The sequence below is a fragment of the Actinopolyspora biskrensis genome, from assembly GCF_013408175.1.
In the GTDB taxonomy this organism is placed as follows: Bacteria; Actinomycetota; Actinomycetes; order Mycobacteriales; family Pseudonocardiaceae; genus Actinopolyspora; species Actinopolyspora biskrensis.
On sequence record NZ_JACBYW010000002.1, the window covers coordinates 355,244 to 371,564 of the forward strand.

Annotated in this window: 14 protein-coding genes and 1 tRNA gene; 12 read left to right on the top strand and 3 right to left on the bottom strand. The window is 67.5% G+C overall.

Annotated features, from left to right (window positions below; all coding sequences use genetic code 11):
* Positions 1-42: 42 nt before the first annotated feature.
* The 10 genes from traA (at position 43) to FHR84_RS23185 (ending at position 10,668) form a co-directional block, all read left to right on the top strand.
* Positions 43-399 carry a plasmid transfer protein TraA gene (gene traA, locus FHR84_RS07325; protein WP_017974398.1) on the top strand — a complete coding sequence of 119 codons (357 nt, stop codon included), beginning with the start codon at positions 43-45 and terminating at the stop codon, positions 397-399.
* A 50-nt stretch (positions 400-449) separates the two neighbouring features.
* A complete protein-coding gene (gene traB, locus FHR84_RS07330) occupies positions 450-2,516 on the top strand; it encodes a plasmid transfer protein TraB (protein ID WP_179534700.1) in 2,067 nt (688 codons plus the stop codon).
* A gap of 191 nt (positions 2,517-2,707) precedes the next feature.
* Entirely contained in the window at positions 2,708-3,127 is a 420-nt protein-coding gene (gene ssb, locus FHR84_RS07335) for a single-stranded DNA-binding protein (RefSeq protein WP_179534701.1), read from the top strand.
* Between the two features lie 90 nt (positions 3,128-3,217).
* The gene (locus FHR84_RS07340; RefSeq protein ID WP_179534702.1) at positions 3,218-3,820 is read left to right on the top strand and encodes a GGDEF domain-containing protein; all 603 of its coding nucleotides are present in this window, start codon (positions 3,218-3,220) and stop codon (positions 3,818-3,820) included.
* A 45-nt stretch (positions 3,821-3,865) separates the two neighbouring features.
* On the top strand, positions 3,866-5,068 hold the full coding sequence (locus FHR84_RS07345; RefSeq protein ID WP_179534703.1) for a bifunctional DNA primase/polymerase: 1,203 nt from the start codon (positions 3,866-3,868) through the stop codon (positions 5,066-5,068).
* Between the two features lie 176 nt (positions 5,069-5,244).
* Positions 5,245-6,720 carry a DUF3987 domain-containing protein gene (locus FHR84_RS07350; protein ID WP_179534704.1) on the top strand — a complete coding sequence of 492 codons (1,476 nt, stop codon included), beginning with the start codon at positions 5,245-5,247 and terminating at the stop codon, positions 6,718-6,720.
* Between the two features lie 313 nt (positions 6,721-7,033).
* On the top strand, positions 7,034-7,450 hold the full coding sequence (locus FHR84_RS07355; RefSeq protein WP_218862336.1) for an RRQRL motif-containing zinc-binding protein: 417 nt from the start codon (positions 7,034-7,036) through the stop codon (positions 7,448-7,450).
* A 17-nt stretch (positions 7,451-7,467) separates the two neighbouring features.
* Positions 7,468-7,662 carry a helix-turn-helix transcriptional regulator gene (locus FHR84_RS07360; protein ID WP_017974406.1) on the top strand — a complete coding sequence of 65 codons (195 nt, stop codon included), beginning with the start codon at positions 7,468-7,470 and terminating at the stop codon, positions 7,660-7,662.
* A complete protein-coding gene (locus tag FHR84_RS07365; protein WP_179534705.1) occupies positions 7,659-9,074 on the top strand; it encodes a tyrosine-type recombinase/integrase in 1,416 nt (471 codons plus the stop codon). The genes FHR84_RS07360 and FHR84_RS07365 overlap by 4 nt, the downstream gene beginning before the upstream one ends.
* 61 nt (positions 9,075-9,135) lie before the next feature.
* On the top strand, positions 9,136-10,668 hold the full coding sequence (locus tag FHR84_RS23185; protein ID WP_179534706.1) for a pentapeptide repeat-containing protein: 1,533 nt from the start codon (positions 9,136-9,138) through the stop codon (positions 10,666-10,668).
* 139 nt (positions 10,669-10,807) lie between these two features.
* Here the strand turns inward: FHR84_RS23185 and FHR84_RS07375 are convergent, their stop codons facing one another.
* Together FHR84_RS07375 and FHR84_RS07380 are read right to left on the bottom strand one after the other, a co-directional pair.
* Positions 10,808-11,758, bottom strand: a complete 951-nt coding sequence (locus FHR84_RS07375) for an SRA domain-containing endonuclease (protein WP_179534707.1) — start codon at positions 11,756-11,758, stop codon at positions 10,808-10,810.
* Between the two features lie 182 nt (positions 11,759-11,940).
* Positions 11,941-12,014: transfer RNA gene (locus FHR84_RS07380), tRNA-Leu, on the bottom strand.
* Between the two features lie 246 nt (positions 12,015-12,260).
* On the opposite strand from FHR84_RS07380, the gene FHR84_RS23190 reads away from it, so the two are divergent.
* Positions 12,261-12,875, top strand: coding sequence for a response regulator (locus tag FHR84_RS23190; RefSeq protein WP_179534708.1), 615 nt, complete (start codon positions 12,261-12,263; stop codon positions 12,873-12,875).
* A 117-nt stretch (positions 12,876-12,992) separates the two neighbouring features.
* Here FHR84_RS23190 and FHR84_RS07390 read toward each other — a convergent pair whose 3' ends face one another.
* Positions 12,993-13,388 (bottom strand): PaaI family thioesterase, encoded by a 396-nt coding sequence (locus FHR84_RS07390; protein WP_218862522.1) that lies wholly within the window; start codon positions 13,386-13,388, stop codon positions 12,993-12,995.
* A gap of 117 nt (positions 13,389-13,505) precedes the next feature.
* Between FHR84_RS07390 and polA the strand changes: the two genes are divergently transcribed.
* Positions 13,506-16,196, top strand: a complete 2,691-nt coding sequence (gene polA / locus FHR84_RS07395; RefSeq protein ID WP_179534905.1) for a DNA polymerase I — start codon at positions 13,506-13,508, stop codon at positions 16,194-16,196.
* Positions 16,197-16,321: the final 125 nt, after the last annotated feature.

Here is a 16,321-nt window from a genome sequence, read left to right on the forward strand (position 1 = left end):
GTCGGTAAGTCCCTGGTGTTTTTCGAGAAAGGCGGGTTTGTCATGGCAGAGCAGAGTTTCAGCTTGGGTGATCCGGAGTTCTTCTCGCCGCGGGCGATTCGGGAGTACTGCGAGAACGGCCGCAAGTTGATTCGGCCGCTGTATCACGAGTTGCACGTCTCGGCGGAGGAACTGGAGATGGTGCTGCGCGACGTGCAAAGCAGCAACCCTCAGATGTTCGGGCAGGACTCGAAGGTGCGGGCCCGGATCGTGGCCAAGCATCTGCGGCAGTCGGCCGAGGCGGTCGAGGTGGCCTCTGCCTCGCTGGCGCGGACGTATCAGTCCTTCCGCAAGCACTACCTGGCCGAGGCGAACGCCAAGTCGCGGCCACGCCGTCAGTTCGACGTCACCGACCAGTAAGCCAGTGATCGCGGTGACCGCGAGGCCATCGGGAAAGGAGCGTGCGAACAATGGCCAGTCAGCGTAAGCGTGGCGGTGACCCTGCGGTCACCGGCGGCACCAACTCGGAGTTCGGGTATCAGAAGCCGAAGGGCCACTGGGCCTCCCGGTTGGCTCCCTACGCCCCGGAATGGGTGGGTGGCCTGACGCTGTGGCCGGTGGCGGCCGGAGCGCACCTGTGGTTCGCCTCGGCCGAGGCGATGCCCTGGGCCAGTTCGGGGCTCACGCTGCTGGGCGCTGGGCTGACCGGGTTGACCTACTATTGCTCCCGAGCACGGGCGGCACTGGTGCGCCAGTTCGCCACCGCCACGGTCGGGGTGACCGCCGCGTGGACCACCGCGGCCACCATCGCCGGGCCGTGGCAGACTCCGCTGCTGGAGCTGTGGGCATTCGGCGGTGGTGGTGTCGCGGTGGCCTGGAGCATCCACAAGGCACTCAAACGCGGCGGCGACTCCGACGAAGGATCGTCGAACACCACCTCGGATCTGTTCGACAAGGTCAAACTCTCCGGTGTCAAACCGGGGAAGATGGAGGTGCAGCCGAACAAGGTCACCGGCCCGTTGCAGCTTCCCGCCGGAGAGGTCGACGTATCGGACGTGCAGAAGGCCTCGGACAAGATCGCGGCGATGCTGGGGCTGCGCAAGGGAGCGGTCCGCATCACCGAGAACCCCGACGACGCCTCCAAGGCGACCATGACCGTGGTGGCCGAGGACGTGCTCAAGGATCCGCAACAGTGGCCAGGACCGTCCCACCCGGGCGAGTCCATCCTGAACCCGGTCGAGTTGGGAGTCTACGAGAACGCCGAGGTGGTGCGGCTGTGGCTGCCCGGTGACAAGTCCACCTCGCGCAATGCCACCCACGTGCAGGTCAACGGGATGAACGGCTCCGGCAAGTCCGGAGGGTTCAAGCTGGCCGCGGCCGAGATCCTCACCCGCAGGGACGCGGTACTGATCGTGCTGGATCCCTCCAAAGGCGACCAAACGGTCCAGTTTCTGCAGAACTCGGCGGCGCACCTGGTCACCGACGCCGGGGGCTGCAAGAAACTGCTCAAAAAGCTCCCGCAGGTAATCACCGACCGGGCCTCCCAGCTGGGGCAGTGGGGCATGGATCAGTGGGAACCGGCCGCGTACGAGCAGCACGGCATGCCCTATGTGGTCCTCTGGATCGAGGAGGCCTCCAAGCTGCTCAAGGACGTCGACCAGTTCGACACCATCGCCCAGGAAGCCCGATCCGCGGGGATCTCGTTGGTCATCTCGCAGCAGAAGTCCAGCTTCCGGCAGATGAGCACCGACGTGCGCTCCCAACTCGGCGCGGCCCTGTGCTTCGGAGTGAAATCCACCGAAGACGCCGGATACAGCCTCTCCGACGAAACTCTGGAGGCCGGGGCGCGGCCCGAGCAGTGGCAAAACCGCCGTCCGGGCTGCCTGTACCTGGAAGGCCCCGGCATCGACGAGGAGCTGTTCGCCACCCCGGGCCGTACCTACCTCCACTCAGATGAGGCCCTGGCCGTCGACATCGCCGAACACACCCCCAACGCCGCCGAGTTGGAAGCCTCCACCGCCAAGACCCTCGGCCTGCCGACCAAGTCACACCACGAGAACCACTCCAGCGAGCACAACACGACCGAGCAGGAAGGAGGAACAGTCGTGCCCCTGCACAGCCCCAGCCGCACAGCAGAGCCAGCCAACCACGACTCGGTCGAAACCGATCTCGAACAGCTCGACCAACTCGAAGACGACGACGAAGACGACACCGACGAGAACGTACTCGCGCTGCCCGAACCCCACGAACCCGAACTAGAGGTCGACCCCGACGCCGAACTACCCGCCGAAACCAACACCACCGCGCTTCCACAGCCCCGGCCGAGCCTGACCGAAGCACGGGCCAACCTGCACGACTGGATCGGCCGGCAAACCACCGTGTTCGGCCCCAAAGACGTGCCCACCGAGCTGCACGGCCGCGACCGCTCCTGGTCCTCCCGCGAGCTAGCCCGCCTGGCCGAAGACGGCGTGATCACACCCGCCGACGAGGCTGGCAGCTACTACCCACACCCCGACGACGAGCAACACGCCGCGTAGCCAAGCAGCCGGTGGTGGCTGTGTACACAGCCTGCACAGCCACACACCCCGCCAGCCCGGCCCAACGCGCGAGCGCGCGCACGCGCGCGAAATCCCCTAGTTGATCATGCACACCCGATGTGGTGGCGGCACTGCACACCCCAATGCATACACACATAGTAATCAAACTGGTGACGGAAAGGAGTCCGATCATGCCGGGACTGCCCGAGGTGACCGTGGCCGGAACACTGACCGCCGACCCTGAGATCAAGTACTTCGACTCGGGCGTGTGCGTCGCCAACTTCACCGTGGCGGCCAACGACCGGCGATTCGACAAAGACCAAGGCCAGTGGGTAGACGCTTCGGCCACCTTCCTGCGCTGCCAGATCTGGCGCCAAGAGGCCGAGCACGTCGTCGAATCGCTGTCGAAGGGCAACCGCGTGCTGGTCACCGGAGCGCTGAAACAACGCTCGTGGGAGACCGAGCACGGCGAGAAACGCACCGTCATGGAACTGGCCGTGACCGAGATCGGGGCCAGCCTGAAGTTCGCCACCGCGGCCGTGCGCAAAGCCACCCGCGAAGCGGCCACCGGTGAGCCCGCGGCGCAGCCAGCCGGGCCACCCCCGTTCTGACCACCTGCTGGTTTGTACAGCCCGGCCAGGCCCAGGCCTGACAAGCAACGGCCTGGCCGGGTTCCCACCCCTACAGGAAGGGAAATACCCATGCTGCCAGACATCGCCCTGACGCTGGGCACCGCCGGATGGGCCACGGCCGCCACCACCCTGGCCTGCCGCTACCGCACCCGACTGCACACCGACCCGCTGACCGGGCTCGGCAACCGCACGGCGCTGTACCGCACCGCACGGCGTCCCTGGCGTCGCGGCTTCGTCGGCGTGCTGTTGGTCGACCTCGACCAGTTCAAAGCGATCAACGACGCCCACGGCCACGACACCGGCAACCGCGTGCTGGCCGCCGTGGCCACCCGGCTGGCCGAGACCACCCAGCACGGCGAGCGCGCCGTACGACTGCACGGCGACGAATTCGCCGTCTGGCTCGGAACCACCCCCACCACCGACCATGCCGAAGCCCGCGCCGAGGCCATCACCCACGCCCTGGCCGAACCGCTCTGGATCGACGGGCACCGACTGACCGTGCTCGGCAGCGTCGGCCTGGCCACCGGTCCCGCGCACACCCCGGTGAGCGACCTCCTCAGCCAAGCAGACACGCACATGTACCAGGTCAAAACCACCCGACAACTGACCAGCCTGCCCACCTACTCCACCCGACCCCGTGACCAGCATCCCCACGGAGGTCACGCCGCATGAACCCCAGCCGTCCCCACACAGCCCTGTTCACGGAGGTGAACCGCAGTGAGTAGCCCCTACGATGTGGCCTGTTGGCTGGCCGGACACGACTTCGCCGTGTTCCCGCTACGACCGCACGGTAAGCGTCCGTTCGGCAACTGCCGCTCCTGCGGAAACGGCCGGTGCACACTCCACGAATGCCCGTGCCTGGCGAACGACCGACCTTGCCACGGCCTGCTGGCTGCCACCACCGATCTCGGGCAGGTCACACGGTGGTGGCGCTACACCCCGAAAGCCAACATCGGCATCCACACTGGCCGTTCCGGGCTGGTGGTACTCGACCTCGACCGCAAACCCGGACCACCCGCACCGGCCGCCCGTGACGTGCCCACACCGGTCACCGACGGGCTGCAAGCCCTGCACGCGATCACGGCCGCCGAGCAGGTGCCCTGGCCGGACACGCTGACCGTGTGCACCCCCAGCGAGGGCAGGCATCTCTACTTCCGGTGCCCCGAAGGCCTGTCGGTTTCCAGTGACGCAAGCGGGCGGATGGGGCACCAGATCGACATCCGTGCCGAAGGTGGCTACGTGGTCGCCCCTGGATGTGAAATCTACTCTCCACCCGAAGATCGGGAAGGAACCTACCAGCGCTGCTCGCACACCACCGGCATCGCCGATCTTCCCGAGTGGCTGTGCAACCGGGCGCTGCCACCGCCGCCGGCCCAGCCTGAACCTCGGCAGGCTCCCAACCTTCCCGCGGCGCTGCCGGGGCGGCACACCGAGACCTACTGGCGCCGCATCTGGCACGACGAACTCGACAAGGTCGAAACCCGCCCCGGGGAACGGTGGCGACTGCTCTACGCCGCCGCACGCAGGCTGGCCAACCTCGCCACCCACGACCAAGCCCCCTGGAGCGAAACCGAGGCCACCGAGGCACTGCTGGCCGCCGCACTGCGGCGCCGACAACACACCGGCAAACCCACCGAGGAAGCCATTGCCCGTCGCAACATCACCCGCGGCTGGCAACGCGGCACCCGCGACACCCCCGACAGCCTGCACGGACTCGGCCGCACACGGCCTTCCGGCCGGGCCGAGACACCGGCTGAACCTTCCCGAGGCGGCACAGGCCAACTCAGGAAGCAATCGAGCGGGGCGTGCGGACGGCTGAGCGGCTCCACAACGGACACCGCCGGAAGGGGCGGGTCATCGGACCAGCGGCCAAACACCCCGCCGACAGACCAACACAGCTCCCACGAGGGGGCCGCGTGAGCCTGCCACAACCCCAAACACCCGGGCTGGGGCGCATCCAGCGTCCCAGCCCGGTACCCAAACCCGACGAGGACACCACCACGACCATGCCCACACATCTCACCGCCATCCCCACCCCAACCGAAACAAAGCATGTCCCGGCGTCTCCCGCGGCCGCCGCGGGTTGGGAGCCTCCGGTGCCGCTGGGCGAGACCCGCGCGCGGCCGGAGTTTCCCACCGACGCCCTGACCGGCTGGCTCGGCGACATGGTCGAGGCGGTGGCCGAAGCGACCCAGACACCGCCCGATCTGGCCGGTTGCGTGGGGCTGGCCGCGTTGTCCACCGCTGCCGGAGGCCGTGCCCTCGCGCGCCCCCGCACCGGCTGGGATGAGCCGGTCAACATCTACACCGTGGTCGCCCTGCCCCCGGCAACTCGGAAAACACCGGTGTTTCGAGCCATGACCCGCCCGTTGCAGCGAGCCGAGTCCGAACTACTGGAAAAGGCGCGCCCGCTCATCGAACAAGCTCGGCTGGAACGTAAAACCGCCGAGGCCAACCAGGAAAAGGCCGAACGACAGGCGGTGAGCAAGAACGGTGACGAGCACGAGCAGGCCATGGCCGATGCCCTGGACGCCGCCCTGCAAGCCCAGGACACCGACGTGCCCGCCGAACCGCGGTTGATCGCCGACGACCTCACCCCGGAAACCGCGGCTTCGCTGCTGTCCCAGCAGAACGGGCGCATCGCGGTGCTGTCGGCCGAAGGCGGCATCTTCGCCATCCTGGCCGGGCGCTACTCCGGTGCCCCCAACCTCGACGTGTTCCTCAAGGGCCACGGCGGTGACATGATCCGCATCGACCGCAAGGGGCGTCCCTCGGAATGCATCGACAACCCCGCCATCACCCTAGGACTCACCGTGCAACCGGCCATCATCGACGAGCTGTCCCACACTGCTCTGTTCCGCGGTTCCGGACTGCTGGCACGGTTCCTGTACTCCCTGCCCGACAGCCGCGTCGGCCAACGCCTGGCCGACCCGCCACCGGTGCCCGAGAACATCGCCACCACCTACGACGAACACCTCCGCGGACTCGTCCACACCCTGCACGCCTGGACGGATCCGGCCGTGCTGGCTTTCACGCCGGAGGCCAACCAGATACTCGTCGAGCTGCACAACGAGATCGAACCCAAACTTGACCCGCAACGGGGGGAGTGGGCTCACATCGGTGACTGGGCGGGCAAGCAGATCGGCCAAACCGTGCGGCTGGCTTCGCTGCTGCACCTGGCCGCTCATCCGAGCGAGCCCTGGACCATCCCGGTGGCCGCGGACACCGTCAAACGCGCACGCAGGCTCGCCCGCTACTTCACCGCGCACGCCCTGGCCGTGTTCGATCGGCTCGGAGCCGACCCCGACCTGGAAGCCGCCCGCATCCTGCTCGACTGGATCCAGCGCACCGGCCCGGAAAGCTTCACCAAGCGCGAAGCCCACCGGGCCAACCGCGGCGAACGCTTCCGCCAGGCGAATGACCTCAACCCGGCACTGGCGCTGCTGGAGGACCACGGCCACATCGCCTACGTCGAACCCACACGAACCGGACCGGGACGCCCACCGAGTCCGCGCTACTACACGCACCCCACCTACCGACACCAGACCCCTGGACAGAATGGACACAATTGACACAATCCCGTCAGCAGCGGCGAATATCCAGCGCACAGGCTTACAAAGCTACCGGTGGTTCGCTGGACACAACTGGACAGAATTTGGACACAAATCACCGGCCGCCCCCGTGGGAGGGGCACCGTGTCCAGTCCGAGCCAGCCACCGCGCGGGCCTCGACCTAATTCTGTCCAAATTCTGTCCAATACTGTCCAAACCGGCGCCCGCCACTCCGTGGCTTCGTGACCAGTACAAACGGAGCTGAAACCCGAGTTCTGTCAATTCTGTCCATTCTGTCCAAGCCCCGCGTGTGCTCACCGACCGGGAGACACCTGTGCTCGAACGCCGCTACCGGACGAGCCTCGACTGCTACGACCCGAACGCCGAACACCACCCGATCCCGACGTACCCGTGGAAACGGGCACCGGTGCACCTGGTCACCCGCCGCCAGCTCCGCGAGGCCGGACTCTGCCCCGGCGAGTACCCACCGGTGGCCCAGTGCCTGCGGCCCCGCAAGCGTCGCCCCACCGAACCGCTCCGAGCCTGGCTCTACGACGGGCGGCTGGCAACCGAGAAACGTACTCCCAGCCCCGCCCAACTGACCGCCGTATCGGCCATGAATCGGGCACATCGCATCTGCGGCACCTGCCAGCGCGACGTCGGTTACCGCATTCCGACCACCCCGCCACTGCGGGGCGAATGCCTCGACTGCCACGAGACCCGCACTTGCCTCAGCCAGGCAGCAGCCTGACCGGAAAGGAGACACCCATGCCCAAACGCAGCGGCACCTGGATGACCGTCACCGAATTCTGCGAGGAGATGAGCGTCTCCCGCTCCACGTTCGACGACTGGCGTGCCAAGAACCGCGCTCCCAAGTGCGTCCGACTGCCCAACGGATCACTGCGCATCCGCCGCACCGACTTCGACAACTGGCTCGAGACCCTGGAGGACGACGCCGCATGACCGAGACCACCTACAACGTCCGGGTCTGGAAGATCCAGACTCGTAAGAACGCCAAGGGCAAGGTCACCAGCTATCGAGTCCGTTGGGAAGTCGGTGGGCAAGATCGAGCCGACTCCTTCAAGAACAAGGCCCAAGCCGAGAGCTTCCGCTCGGGTCTGGTCAGTGCTGCACGCAAAGGAGAGGCGTTTCGAGTCGATACCGGTCTGCCGGTCTCGATGAGCCGCACTGTTGAAGAGATGTCATGGTTCGACTTCGCGTGTGCCTACGTGGACATGAAGTGGCCGGAGCAGTCGGGCAACTCTCGGAAGGGCATCGCGGAGACGCTGACCACGGTCACCCCAGCTTTGCTGAGCACCGAGCGGGGCAAGCCCGACGACAAGACACTGCGGGACGCGCTGTTCGGGTGGGCGTTCAACCGGGACCGTCGGGACACGATCGAGCAGCCTCGGCGAGTGCGGGCAGCGCTGAAATGGGTGGCGGCCAACACCAAGCCGGTCAACACGCTGGCCGAGCCCGCGATGCTGCGTGAGACGCTGCAGTTGATCGCCACCTGGTTGGACGGCAAGCCCTCAGCGGCTTCGGTGGTCAGCCGTAAGCGGGCGGTGCTGCACAACGCGCTGGACTACGCCGTCGAACGCGGGCTGCTAGACCGCAACCGGCTTCCGGAGCTGAAGTGGTCGCCGCCGAGGAACGTGCAGGCTCTGGACAAGCGCACCGTGGTCAACCACCAGCAGGCCCTGCGGTTGTTGGAGGCCGTGCGTAGCCAGGGGCCGAGCGGGCCGCGGCTGGTGGCCTTCTTCGCGGTGCTGTACTACGCCGCCGCACGCCCGGCTGAGGCGGTCAACCTGCACCGGCAGGACGTGACCCTGCCGGAATTGGTCGCCGACCCCGACACAGGGCAGTGGCGAGAGCCCGAGGACGAGTGGGGCGAGCTGTTGCTGTCCGAGTCGGCCCCGGAGACCGGGGCGCGCTGGAGCAGCACCGGCAGGCGTCGGGACCGGCGACAGCTCAAACACCGGGGCAGGGGAGACACCCGCCCGGTGCCCTGTCCGCCGCCGCTGGTGCGACTGCTGCGCGAGCACATGCGGGCCTACCCGCCACGGGCCAACGGGCAGCTGTTCTACGGGCTGCGCGGTGGGGAGCTCTCGCAGAGCACCTACGGCCACGCCTGGGAACGAGCCCGCAAGGCCGCGCTGACCCCGGACGAGTTCGCCTCCCCGTTGGCGAAACGCCCCTACGACCTGCGGCACGCGGCCGTGTCCACCTGGCTGGCCGCCGGAGTACCGCCCACTCAGGTCGCCGAGTGGGCCGGACACAGCGTCAACGTGCTGCTGCAGATCTACGCCAAAGTACTCACCGGCCAAGAAGACGCCGCGCGGCGACGCATCCAGCAGGCTCTTGAAGGGAATTAGGCGTTAGCACCACCTGCCGTGATCGACCCACGGACAGGGCCATCGGTGTGATCATGGTCGGGTGCGGGTGGTGATGCAGCGTTCCTGGCAGTGGCTGCGACGGGTACGAGCGTCGAAGTGGGTATTGGTGGCCGCGGTCGTGGCCCTAACGGGTGGGGTGGCCGCCTCGGTGCCGGTGCCTTGGCCGGCGTTGGCCGCGTGGGTCGGAGGCGTTCTCCTCGCCTGGGGCCTGCCGGGGCTGGTCACCCTCGGCGCCACCGGGGTGCTGGTGGTTCTCGCGGTGTTACGGGGTCGCGCGCGAGTTCGAGAGCGGGGCAAGAGGACCGCTGCGGGCTGGGGGCCGGTGCGGCCGATCCCGGGCTGGGCGATCTGGGTTGGCCTGGTCCTGGTGCTGTCTGTAGGCACGCTGACGGCTTGGGGGCTGGTGACAGCCTTCGGCAGCGGTAGTCCGCAGGACAAGGCCCACTTGGAGGCCATCAAGCTGGCCGGCAGCATTGCCGTGGGCACCGGCGGGGCGGTCGCTCTGCTACTGGCGGCCCGGCGGCAACGTGCCACCGAGGTGGGATTGCTGCAGCAGGAGCAGAGAGACGCCAGTGTCCGCCACGATGCCGATGAACGGCGCGCGACCGAGCTCTACACAGCCGCCGCTAACCAGCTGGCCTCGGACAAGGCCCCGGTGCGGCTGGCCGGTTTGTATGCCCTGTCCCGGCTGGGCCAGTACAACCCCACTTACCGGCAAACCATCGTCGATTTGTGGTGTGCCTACCTGCGCATGCCCTACACCCTACCCGGAGTCAAGCCAGACCAGGAAGACAGCTCCGAGCAGTCCGTCCAGGACGAAGCGGGGCAGGACGGTGACAACCAGCCGTTGCTGCTCGATCTCGCCCCCACCCTGGCCGAAGCCGCCGGACTGTCGCTGGACGGGGCCGAGCAACACCAGCAGGAACGCCAAGTACGACTCACCGCCCAACGTCTACTCGCCCACCACCAACAACCCCACCGGGATGAACACGACCAGCCCACCAACCCCGCCTTCTGGGGCGGCGACGACGGAACCGGCCTGGACCTCGACCTGACCGGAGCCACCCTCGACCACGGGAACTTCCGCGGTTGCTCCGTCCGGGCTGCCCACTTCGACGAGGTCCACTTCCATGGCCTCGCCCGATTCGGCGGGGCGCGGTTCCACGGCCGCGCCGGTTTCCGCATGGCGCGGTTCCACGGGTCCGCCCACTTCGGCATGGCGCGGTTCCGCGGGTCCGCCCACTTCGGCATGGCGCGGTTCCACAGCCGTGCCAACTTCGACGGGGCGCACTTCCACGGCCTCACTACCTTCGACGGGGCGCGGTTCCACGGCCGCGTCGGCTTCCTCAGGGCGCGGTTCCACGGCCGTGCTCGCTTCGCCGAGGTGTGGGCACGGCTCGATCACGAAGACTTACTTAGATCGACGTGGCCGAAAGGATGGACAGTGCGCAAGGCCGAGCCCGGCGACGGCCGCCAGGGCCGCTGGGGCAAGTTCGTCCCTGTCAACGACGCGGACCCCGTGACGACGGAGGCAGCGACGGAGTCGGACGTGCCGGAGCCGGGTGGTAAGTAACCCGCAGGGCGGGTCCTGCCGCGGCCGGGCTCAGAGGGTGCTGGATCGCTTACTCGTGCATGACACTTTTATGGCCGGTTGAGGAGCCGCTGTGCTTACGCGAGGGGCTGCCCTGCAGTTACTCAAGCCCTTGATGTGCTTACTGGATCGGTGAGGTCTCTTCCCGCTTGAAGCCGCCTTCTGCTGTTTCGTAGACGCAGGCGATGTTCAGGCTGTGCAGCAGCTTGACGACGTCGTCGCTGGGCCGGTTCGGCAGGAGCAGTGCGAGTTTGAGAGCTGAGCGGGGGATGTGTCGGCTGTAGTCGAGGAGCTGGCCAATTCCGCGGCGGATGTTGTCGCGCGTGGCGTTGCCCTTGGCTTCGTAGAGCTCGTTGGTGTGCTCGTCGTAGACGTCGGTCCAAAACGGGCGTAGTTCTCCGGCCGGTCGGAGTTTCCACCTGTGCAGAACGCCGGCTGGGCGGGCCAAGTGCTCGCGGAAGCGCTGGACGAGCTCGCTCTCTCGCCGCTCGCCCTCGGCGGGGGCTGACCCGGCCGTGGTGAATGTGCGTGTGTCGTGGTTTTCGAGTTCCGCGAGGGTGGCCTCGGAGCCGGTGGCTGGTTCACCTGCTTGACTTCGGTCATCCTCTCGGTGAAGGGCTTGGCCGGCGGGGCGAAGGTGGAACACGATGACCGTGCGCTGCTCACCGGCTGTGTCGGGCGCTTCGAGCTCGCGGTAGGGGTCCTGCTGGTCAACTTCGAACTCGCCGAGGTACCGGTGGTTCTTCTGACTGGTCCTCGGCACAACGCCGTCCGCCACGAACAGGCGGAGAGCCCGCCCGGCACGCTTGTGGTTGAGAACAGAGAGGTTCCGTCTCCGCATGGTCTGTGGGCCTCGCTGCCCATCACCCGTGTAGCGAAATACGGTCTCGTCGTCGGTCCAGCCGTCGTAGCTGTAGCCGAACGCTGCAGCGCGTGCGGGATCTGAGTACAGGAAGATGTTCGGAGTGGTGGTCGACGGCTCAATGCCGCCTTGCACGCTGCCTCCGTACCGGCGCTGGCGCTCCGCGCGGCTCAGCAGGCTTCCGACAGGCACATCCCAGTCCTGGCTCATGCGTCGACCCTATGATCATGAGGCGCAAGCTTGGGGCCGAATCAACCAATCAACTGTGGCCACGCATTGGCCAGAGAGACTCGCACAGGCCCGCACCGAGCCGGACACAGCCGCAGATACCGTGATCGGCCGCTGTTCGCGTCGCCCCAGCGCAGCGGCCGTTTTCGGGTGGTGGTGCAGGGTGCCCCCGGTCCGACTCGAACGGACACTACACGGATTTTGAGTCCGCCGCCTCTGCCTATTGGGCTACGGGGGCCGCTGTTGACGCAAGCATACGACACCGCTGATCACTGATCGCGGGCGGGGTGGCCGCGACCGGCCCGGAAGGGTGATGAAGCCTCCGCCGGATCACGTGGATCGCGCGGCGGCCCGTGCGCGTGGTCCAGCTCTCATCACCCTCCTCGCGCGGCCCCTGCCGCCTTCACCGGGGTGCGCAGGACGATAAGCTGCACTCTCCGGTGCGACCGCACCGGCAGACCCGAGAACCATCCAGGAGGATCCGGTGACCACGCCGGCTGCCGAGGACCCGAACGCGGCGACGAATGCTGCTCAGCACCGCGTGCTCGTGGCCGAGGACGAGGCGCTGATCAGGCTCGATCTTGTGGAGATGCTTCGCGAGGAGGGATATCAGGTCGTCGGTGAAGCCGGTGACGGAGAAGAAGCGGTCCGTCTCGCGGAGGAGCTGCGTCCCGATCTGGTGATCCTGGACATCAAGATGCCGAAGATGGACGGCATCGAGGCGGCCTCCTCGATAGCGGGGGAGCGAATCGCCCCCGTCGTGATTCTGACCGCGTTCAGCCAGCGCGACCTGGTCGAGCGGGCGAAGGAGGCGGGGGCCATGTCCTACCTGGTCAAGCCCTTCGCCAAGCGGGACCTGGTGCCCGCCATCGAGCTCGCTGTCTCGCGCTTCACCGAGGTCCAGGCGTTGGAGGCGGAGGCCGCCAACCTCTCCGAACGTCTCGAGTCGCGCAAGGAGATCGAGCGTGCCAAGGGCCTGCTCATGAGCAACCACGACATGTCGGAGCCGGAGTCCTTCCGCTGGCTGCAGCGTACCGCGATGGACCGGCGCACCACCATGAGGGCGGTTGCCCAGGCAGTGCTCGAGAGCCTGGAGTGAGGGCCCCGGTCTCCGCGGCCCCGCCGCCAGGGCTTGTCCGCACGGACCCGGCCCCAGCGCCGGTTCGACACAGCACCGGTCCGCAAGGACTCCGCTCCCGGACCGGTGCCGACCAGCTCACTCGGAGGGCGGCTTCTCGCGGATGAGGCAGGTCAGCCGTGCCGAACAGGTTCGCCTGTCCTGCTCGTCGGTTATGACGATCTCGTAGGTGGCGGTGCTCCCGCCCCTGTGCAGCGGGGTGGCCACCCCGGTCACGTTCCCCTCGGTGGCGGCGCGGTGATGCGTGCACGACAGTTCCAGCCCCACCGCGATCCGGTCGGCCCCGGCGTGCAGCGCCGCCGCGATAGACCCCAGCTGCTCGGCGAGCACGGCGTTCGCGCCCCCGTGCAGCAGACCGTAGGGCTGCCTGTTGCCGGACACCGGCATGACTCCGACCACACGATCGGGGGCGTATTCGGTCATTCTGATGCCCATCCTGCTCCCCAGCTGCTCCTGCTCGGAAACGGTGGGCATCGCTGCCGGCCCGTCCGCGCCGGACAGCACCGTTCCGTTCGTGTCCTCGGCCACTTCTCACTCTCCTGCCCTGTGCGTAACCGTTGACGGGGGTTGAGCCTAGACTCGCACGCCGTGATGGCATCCGAGCACCGACGCCTGCTGCTGATCGACGGCCACTCCATGGCCTACCGAGCGTTCTACGCCCTGCCCAAGGAGAACTTCCAGACGGGCACCGGACAGCACACCAACGCGGTCTACGGCTTCACCTCGATGCTGATCAACCTGCTGCGGGACGAGCAGCCGACGCATCTCGGGGTGGCCTTCGACGTATCGCGTCAGACCTTCCGATCCGAAACCTATCCGGAGTACAAGGCCAACAGGGGCTCGACCCCCGAGGAGTTCCGCGGTCAGGTGAGCCTGATCCAGGAAGTGCTCGGTGCGCTGAACGTTCCGGTGCTGAGCAAGGACAACTACGAGGCCGACGACGTCATCGCCACCCTGACCAGCCAGGCGGTCGCCGAGGGGCTGGACGTCAGCATCTGTACCGGTGACCGGGACGTCCTGCAGCTGGTTTCCGAGAGCGTCACCGTGCTGTACCCGAGCAAGGGCGTCTCCGAGATGACCCGTTTCACCCCGCAGGCGGTACAGGACAAGTACGGCCTGACGCCGGTCCAGTACCCCGATTTCGCGGCGCTGCGCGGCGACCCCTCGGACAATCTGCCCAAGATCGACGGCGTGGGGGAGAAGACCGTCACCAAGTGGATCCAGCAGTTCGGATCGTTGAACGAACTGCTGGACAGGGTCGACGAGGTGAAGGGCAAAGCGGGCGAGAAACTGCGCGATCACGTGGCGCAGGTGCTGCGCAACAGGGAGCTGACCCAGCTCGTCTCGGACGTCGCGCTGGATGCGCGCCCGGCGGACCTCGAGATGAGGCAGTGGGACCGCGACGCCGTGCACCGGGTGTTCGACGACCTGGAATTCCGGGTGCTGCGTGATCGTCTGTTCAGCACGCTCTCGCCCGAGGAACCCGAGGTTTCCGAAGGGTTCCACGTGTCCGGCGGGATCGCGGAACCGGGGACTCTGCGGGACTGGCTGGACAACCACGCCCGGGACGGTCATCGGGTCGGGCTGGCCTGCACCGGAACCTGGTCGCAGGGCAGCGGGGACCTCGACGGGATCGCCGTGGCCACCGCGTCCGGCGCGGGGACCTACGTGGACGTCTCGGAGCTGACTCCCGAGGACGAGAGCGCTTTCGGCGCGTGGTTGGCGGACGAGTCCGTTCCCAAGTCGGCCCACGACGTCAAGGTTCCCGTGCACGCGATCCGGGAACGCGGCTGGGAACTGCGCGGCGTCACCAGCGACACCGCTCTGGCCGGTTACCTGGTGCGTCCGGGGCAGCGTTCCTTCGAACTTCCCGACCTGGTCGTGCGGTACCTGCAGCGCGATCTCAGCGTGCGCGGCGGCGAGGACAGCGGTCAGCTCTCGTTGCTGGAGGACGAGGACCAGGCCAGGAAGGACGCCGCCGCGGCCGAACTGGTGCGGGCGAAGGCGGTGCTGGAACTCGCGGACGCGCTGGACGGCGAGCTCGAGGAGATCGAGAACCGTGGGCTGCTCACCGATCTGGAGCTGCCACTGCTGTGCGTGCTGGTCGACCTGGAGGAGGCCGGTATAGCGGTGGACCGGCAGCGGTTGGAGGAACTGGGCGACCGCTTCGTCGCGCGAGTGGACGAGGCGGCCGGGCAGGCCTATTCGGTCATCGGCAGGGAGATCAACCTCGGCTCGCCGAAGCAGCTGCAAACGGTGCTTTTCGACGAGCTGGGGATGCCCAAGACGAAGCGCACCAAAACCGGTTACACCACCGATGCCGAGGCGTTGCAGGGGCTGTACGAGAAGACCGAGCACCCGTTCCTGCGGCACCTGCTGGAGCACAGGGACGCCACCAAGCTCAAGACCACAGTGGAAGGCCTGGTGAAGGCCGTCGCCGCGGACGGGCGGATCCACACCACCCTGAACCAGATGATCGCCTCCACGGGCAGGCTGTCGTCCACGGAACCGAACCTGCAGAACATCCCCGTCCGCACCGAGGAGGGGCGGCGGATCCGGGAGGTGTTCGTCGTCGGTGACGGCTACGAGACGCTGCTCACCGCGGACTACAGCCAGATCGAGATGCGGATCATGGCTCACCTCTCCGGCGACGAGGGGCTGATCGAAGCCTTCCGGAGCGGGGAGGACCTGCACAACTACGTCGCCTCCCAGGCGTTCGGGGTGCCGATCGGAGAGGTCGACCACGAGCTGCGCCGTCGGGTCAAGGCGATGTCCTACGGGTTGGTCTACGGGCTGTCCGCCTTCGGGCTGGCTCAACAGCTCCAGATCTCCAACGAGGAGTCCAAGCAGCAGATGGACGCCTACTTCGCCCGGTTCGGTCGGGTGCGCGACTACCTGCACGAGATCGTCGAGCGGGCGCGGAGGGACGGCTACACGTCCACCATCCTCGGGCGACGTCGTTACTTGCCCGATCTGACCAGCGACAACAGGCAGCGCCGGGAAATGGCCGAACGTATGGCGCTGAACGCCCCGATCCAGGGCAGCGCCGCGGACATCATCAAGGTGGCGATGCTCGGCGTGCACCGCGCGCTGGCCTCCGAGGGGCTGTCCTCCAGGATGCTGTTGCAGGTGCACGACGAACTGATCATCGAAGTGGCCGAGGGGGAGACCGCGGCCGTCGAGCGGCTGGTTCGTGAGCAGATGAGCTCCGCGGCGAGCTTGGACGTTCCGCTGGAGGTTTCCGTGGGAACGGGGAGCTCCTGGGACACGGCGGCGCACTGACCCCTCCACCGGGCGACGGGGCCATGCGGTTGTTCACCGGGCGTTTCCGTCCGGGCGACGCCCGGTGAACCGTGCCAGCCGGTTGTCACTCCGAAGAGGTCATGCGGTTAGGCTGCCCCGGATTC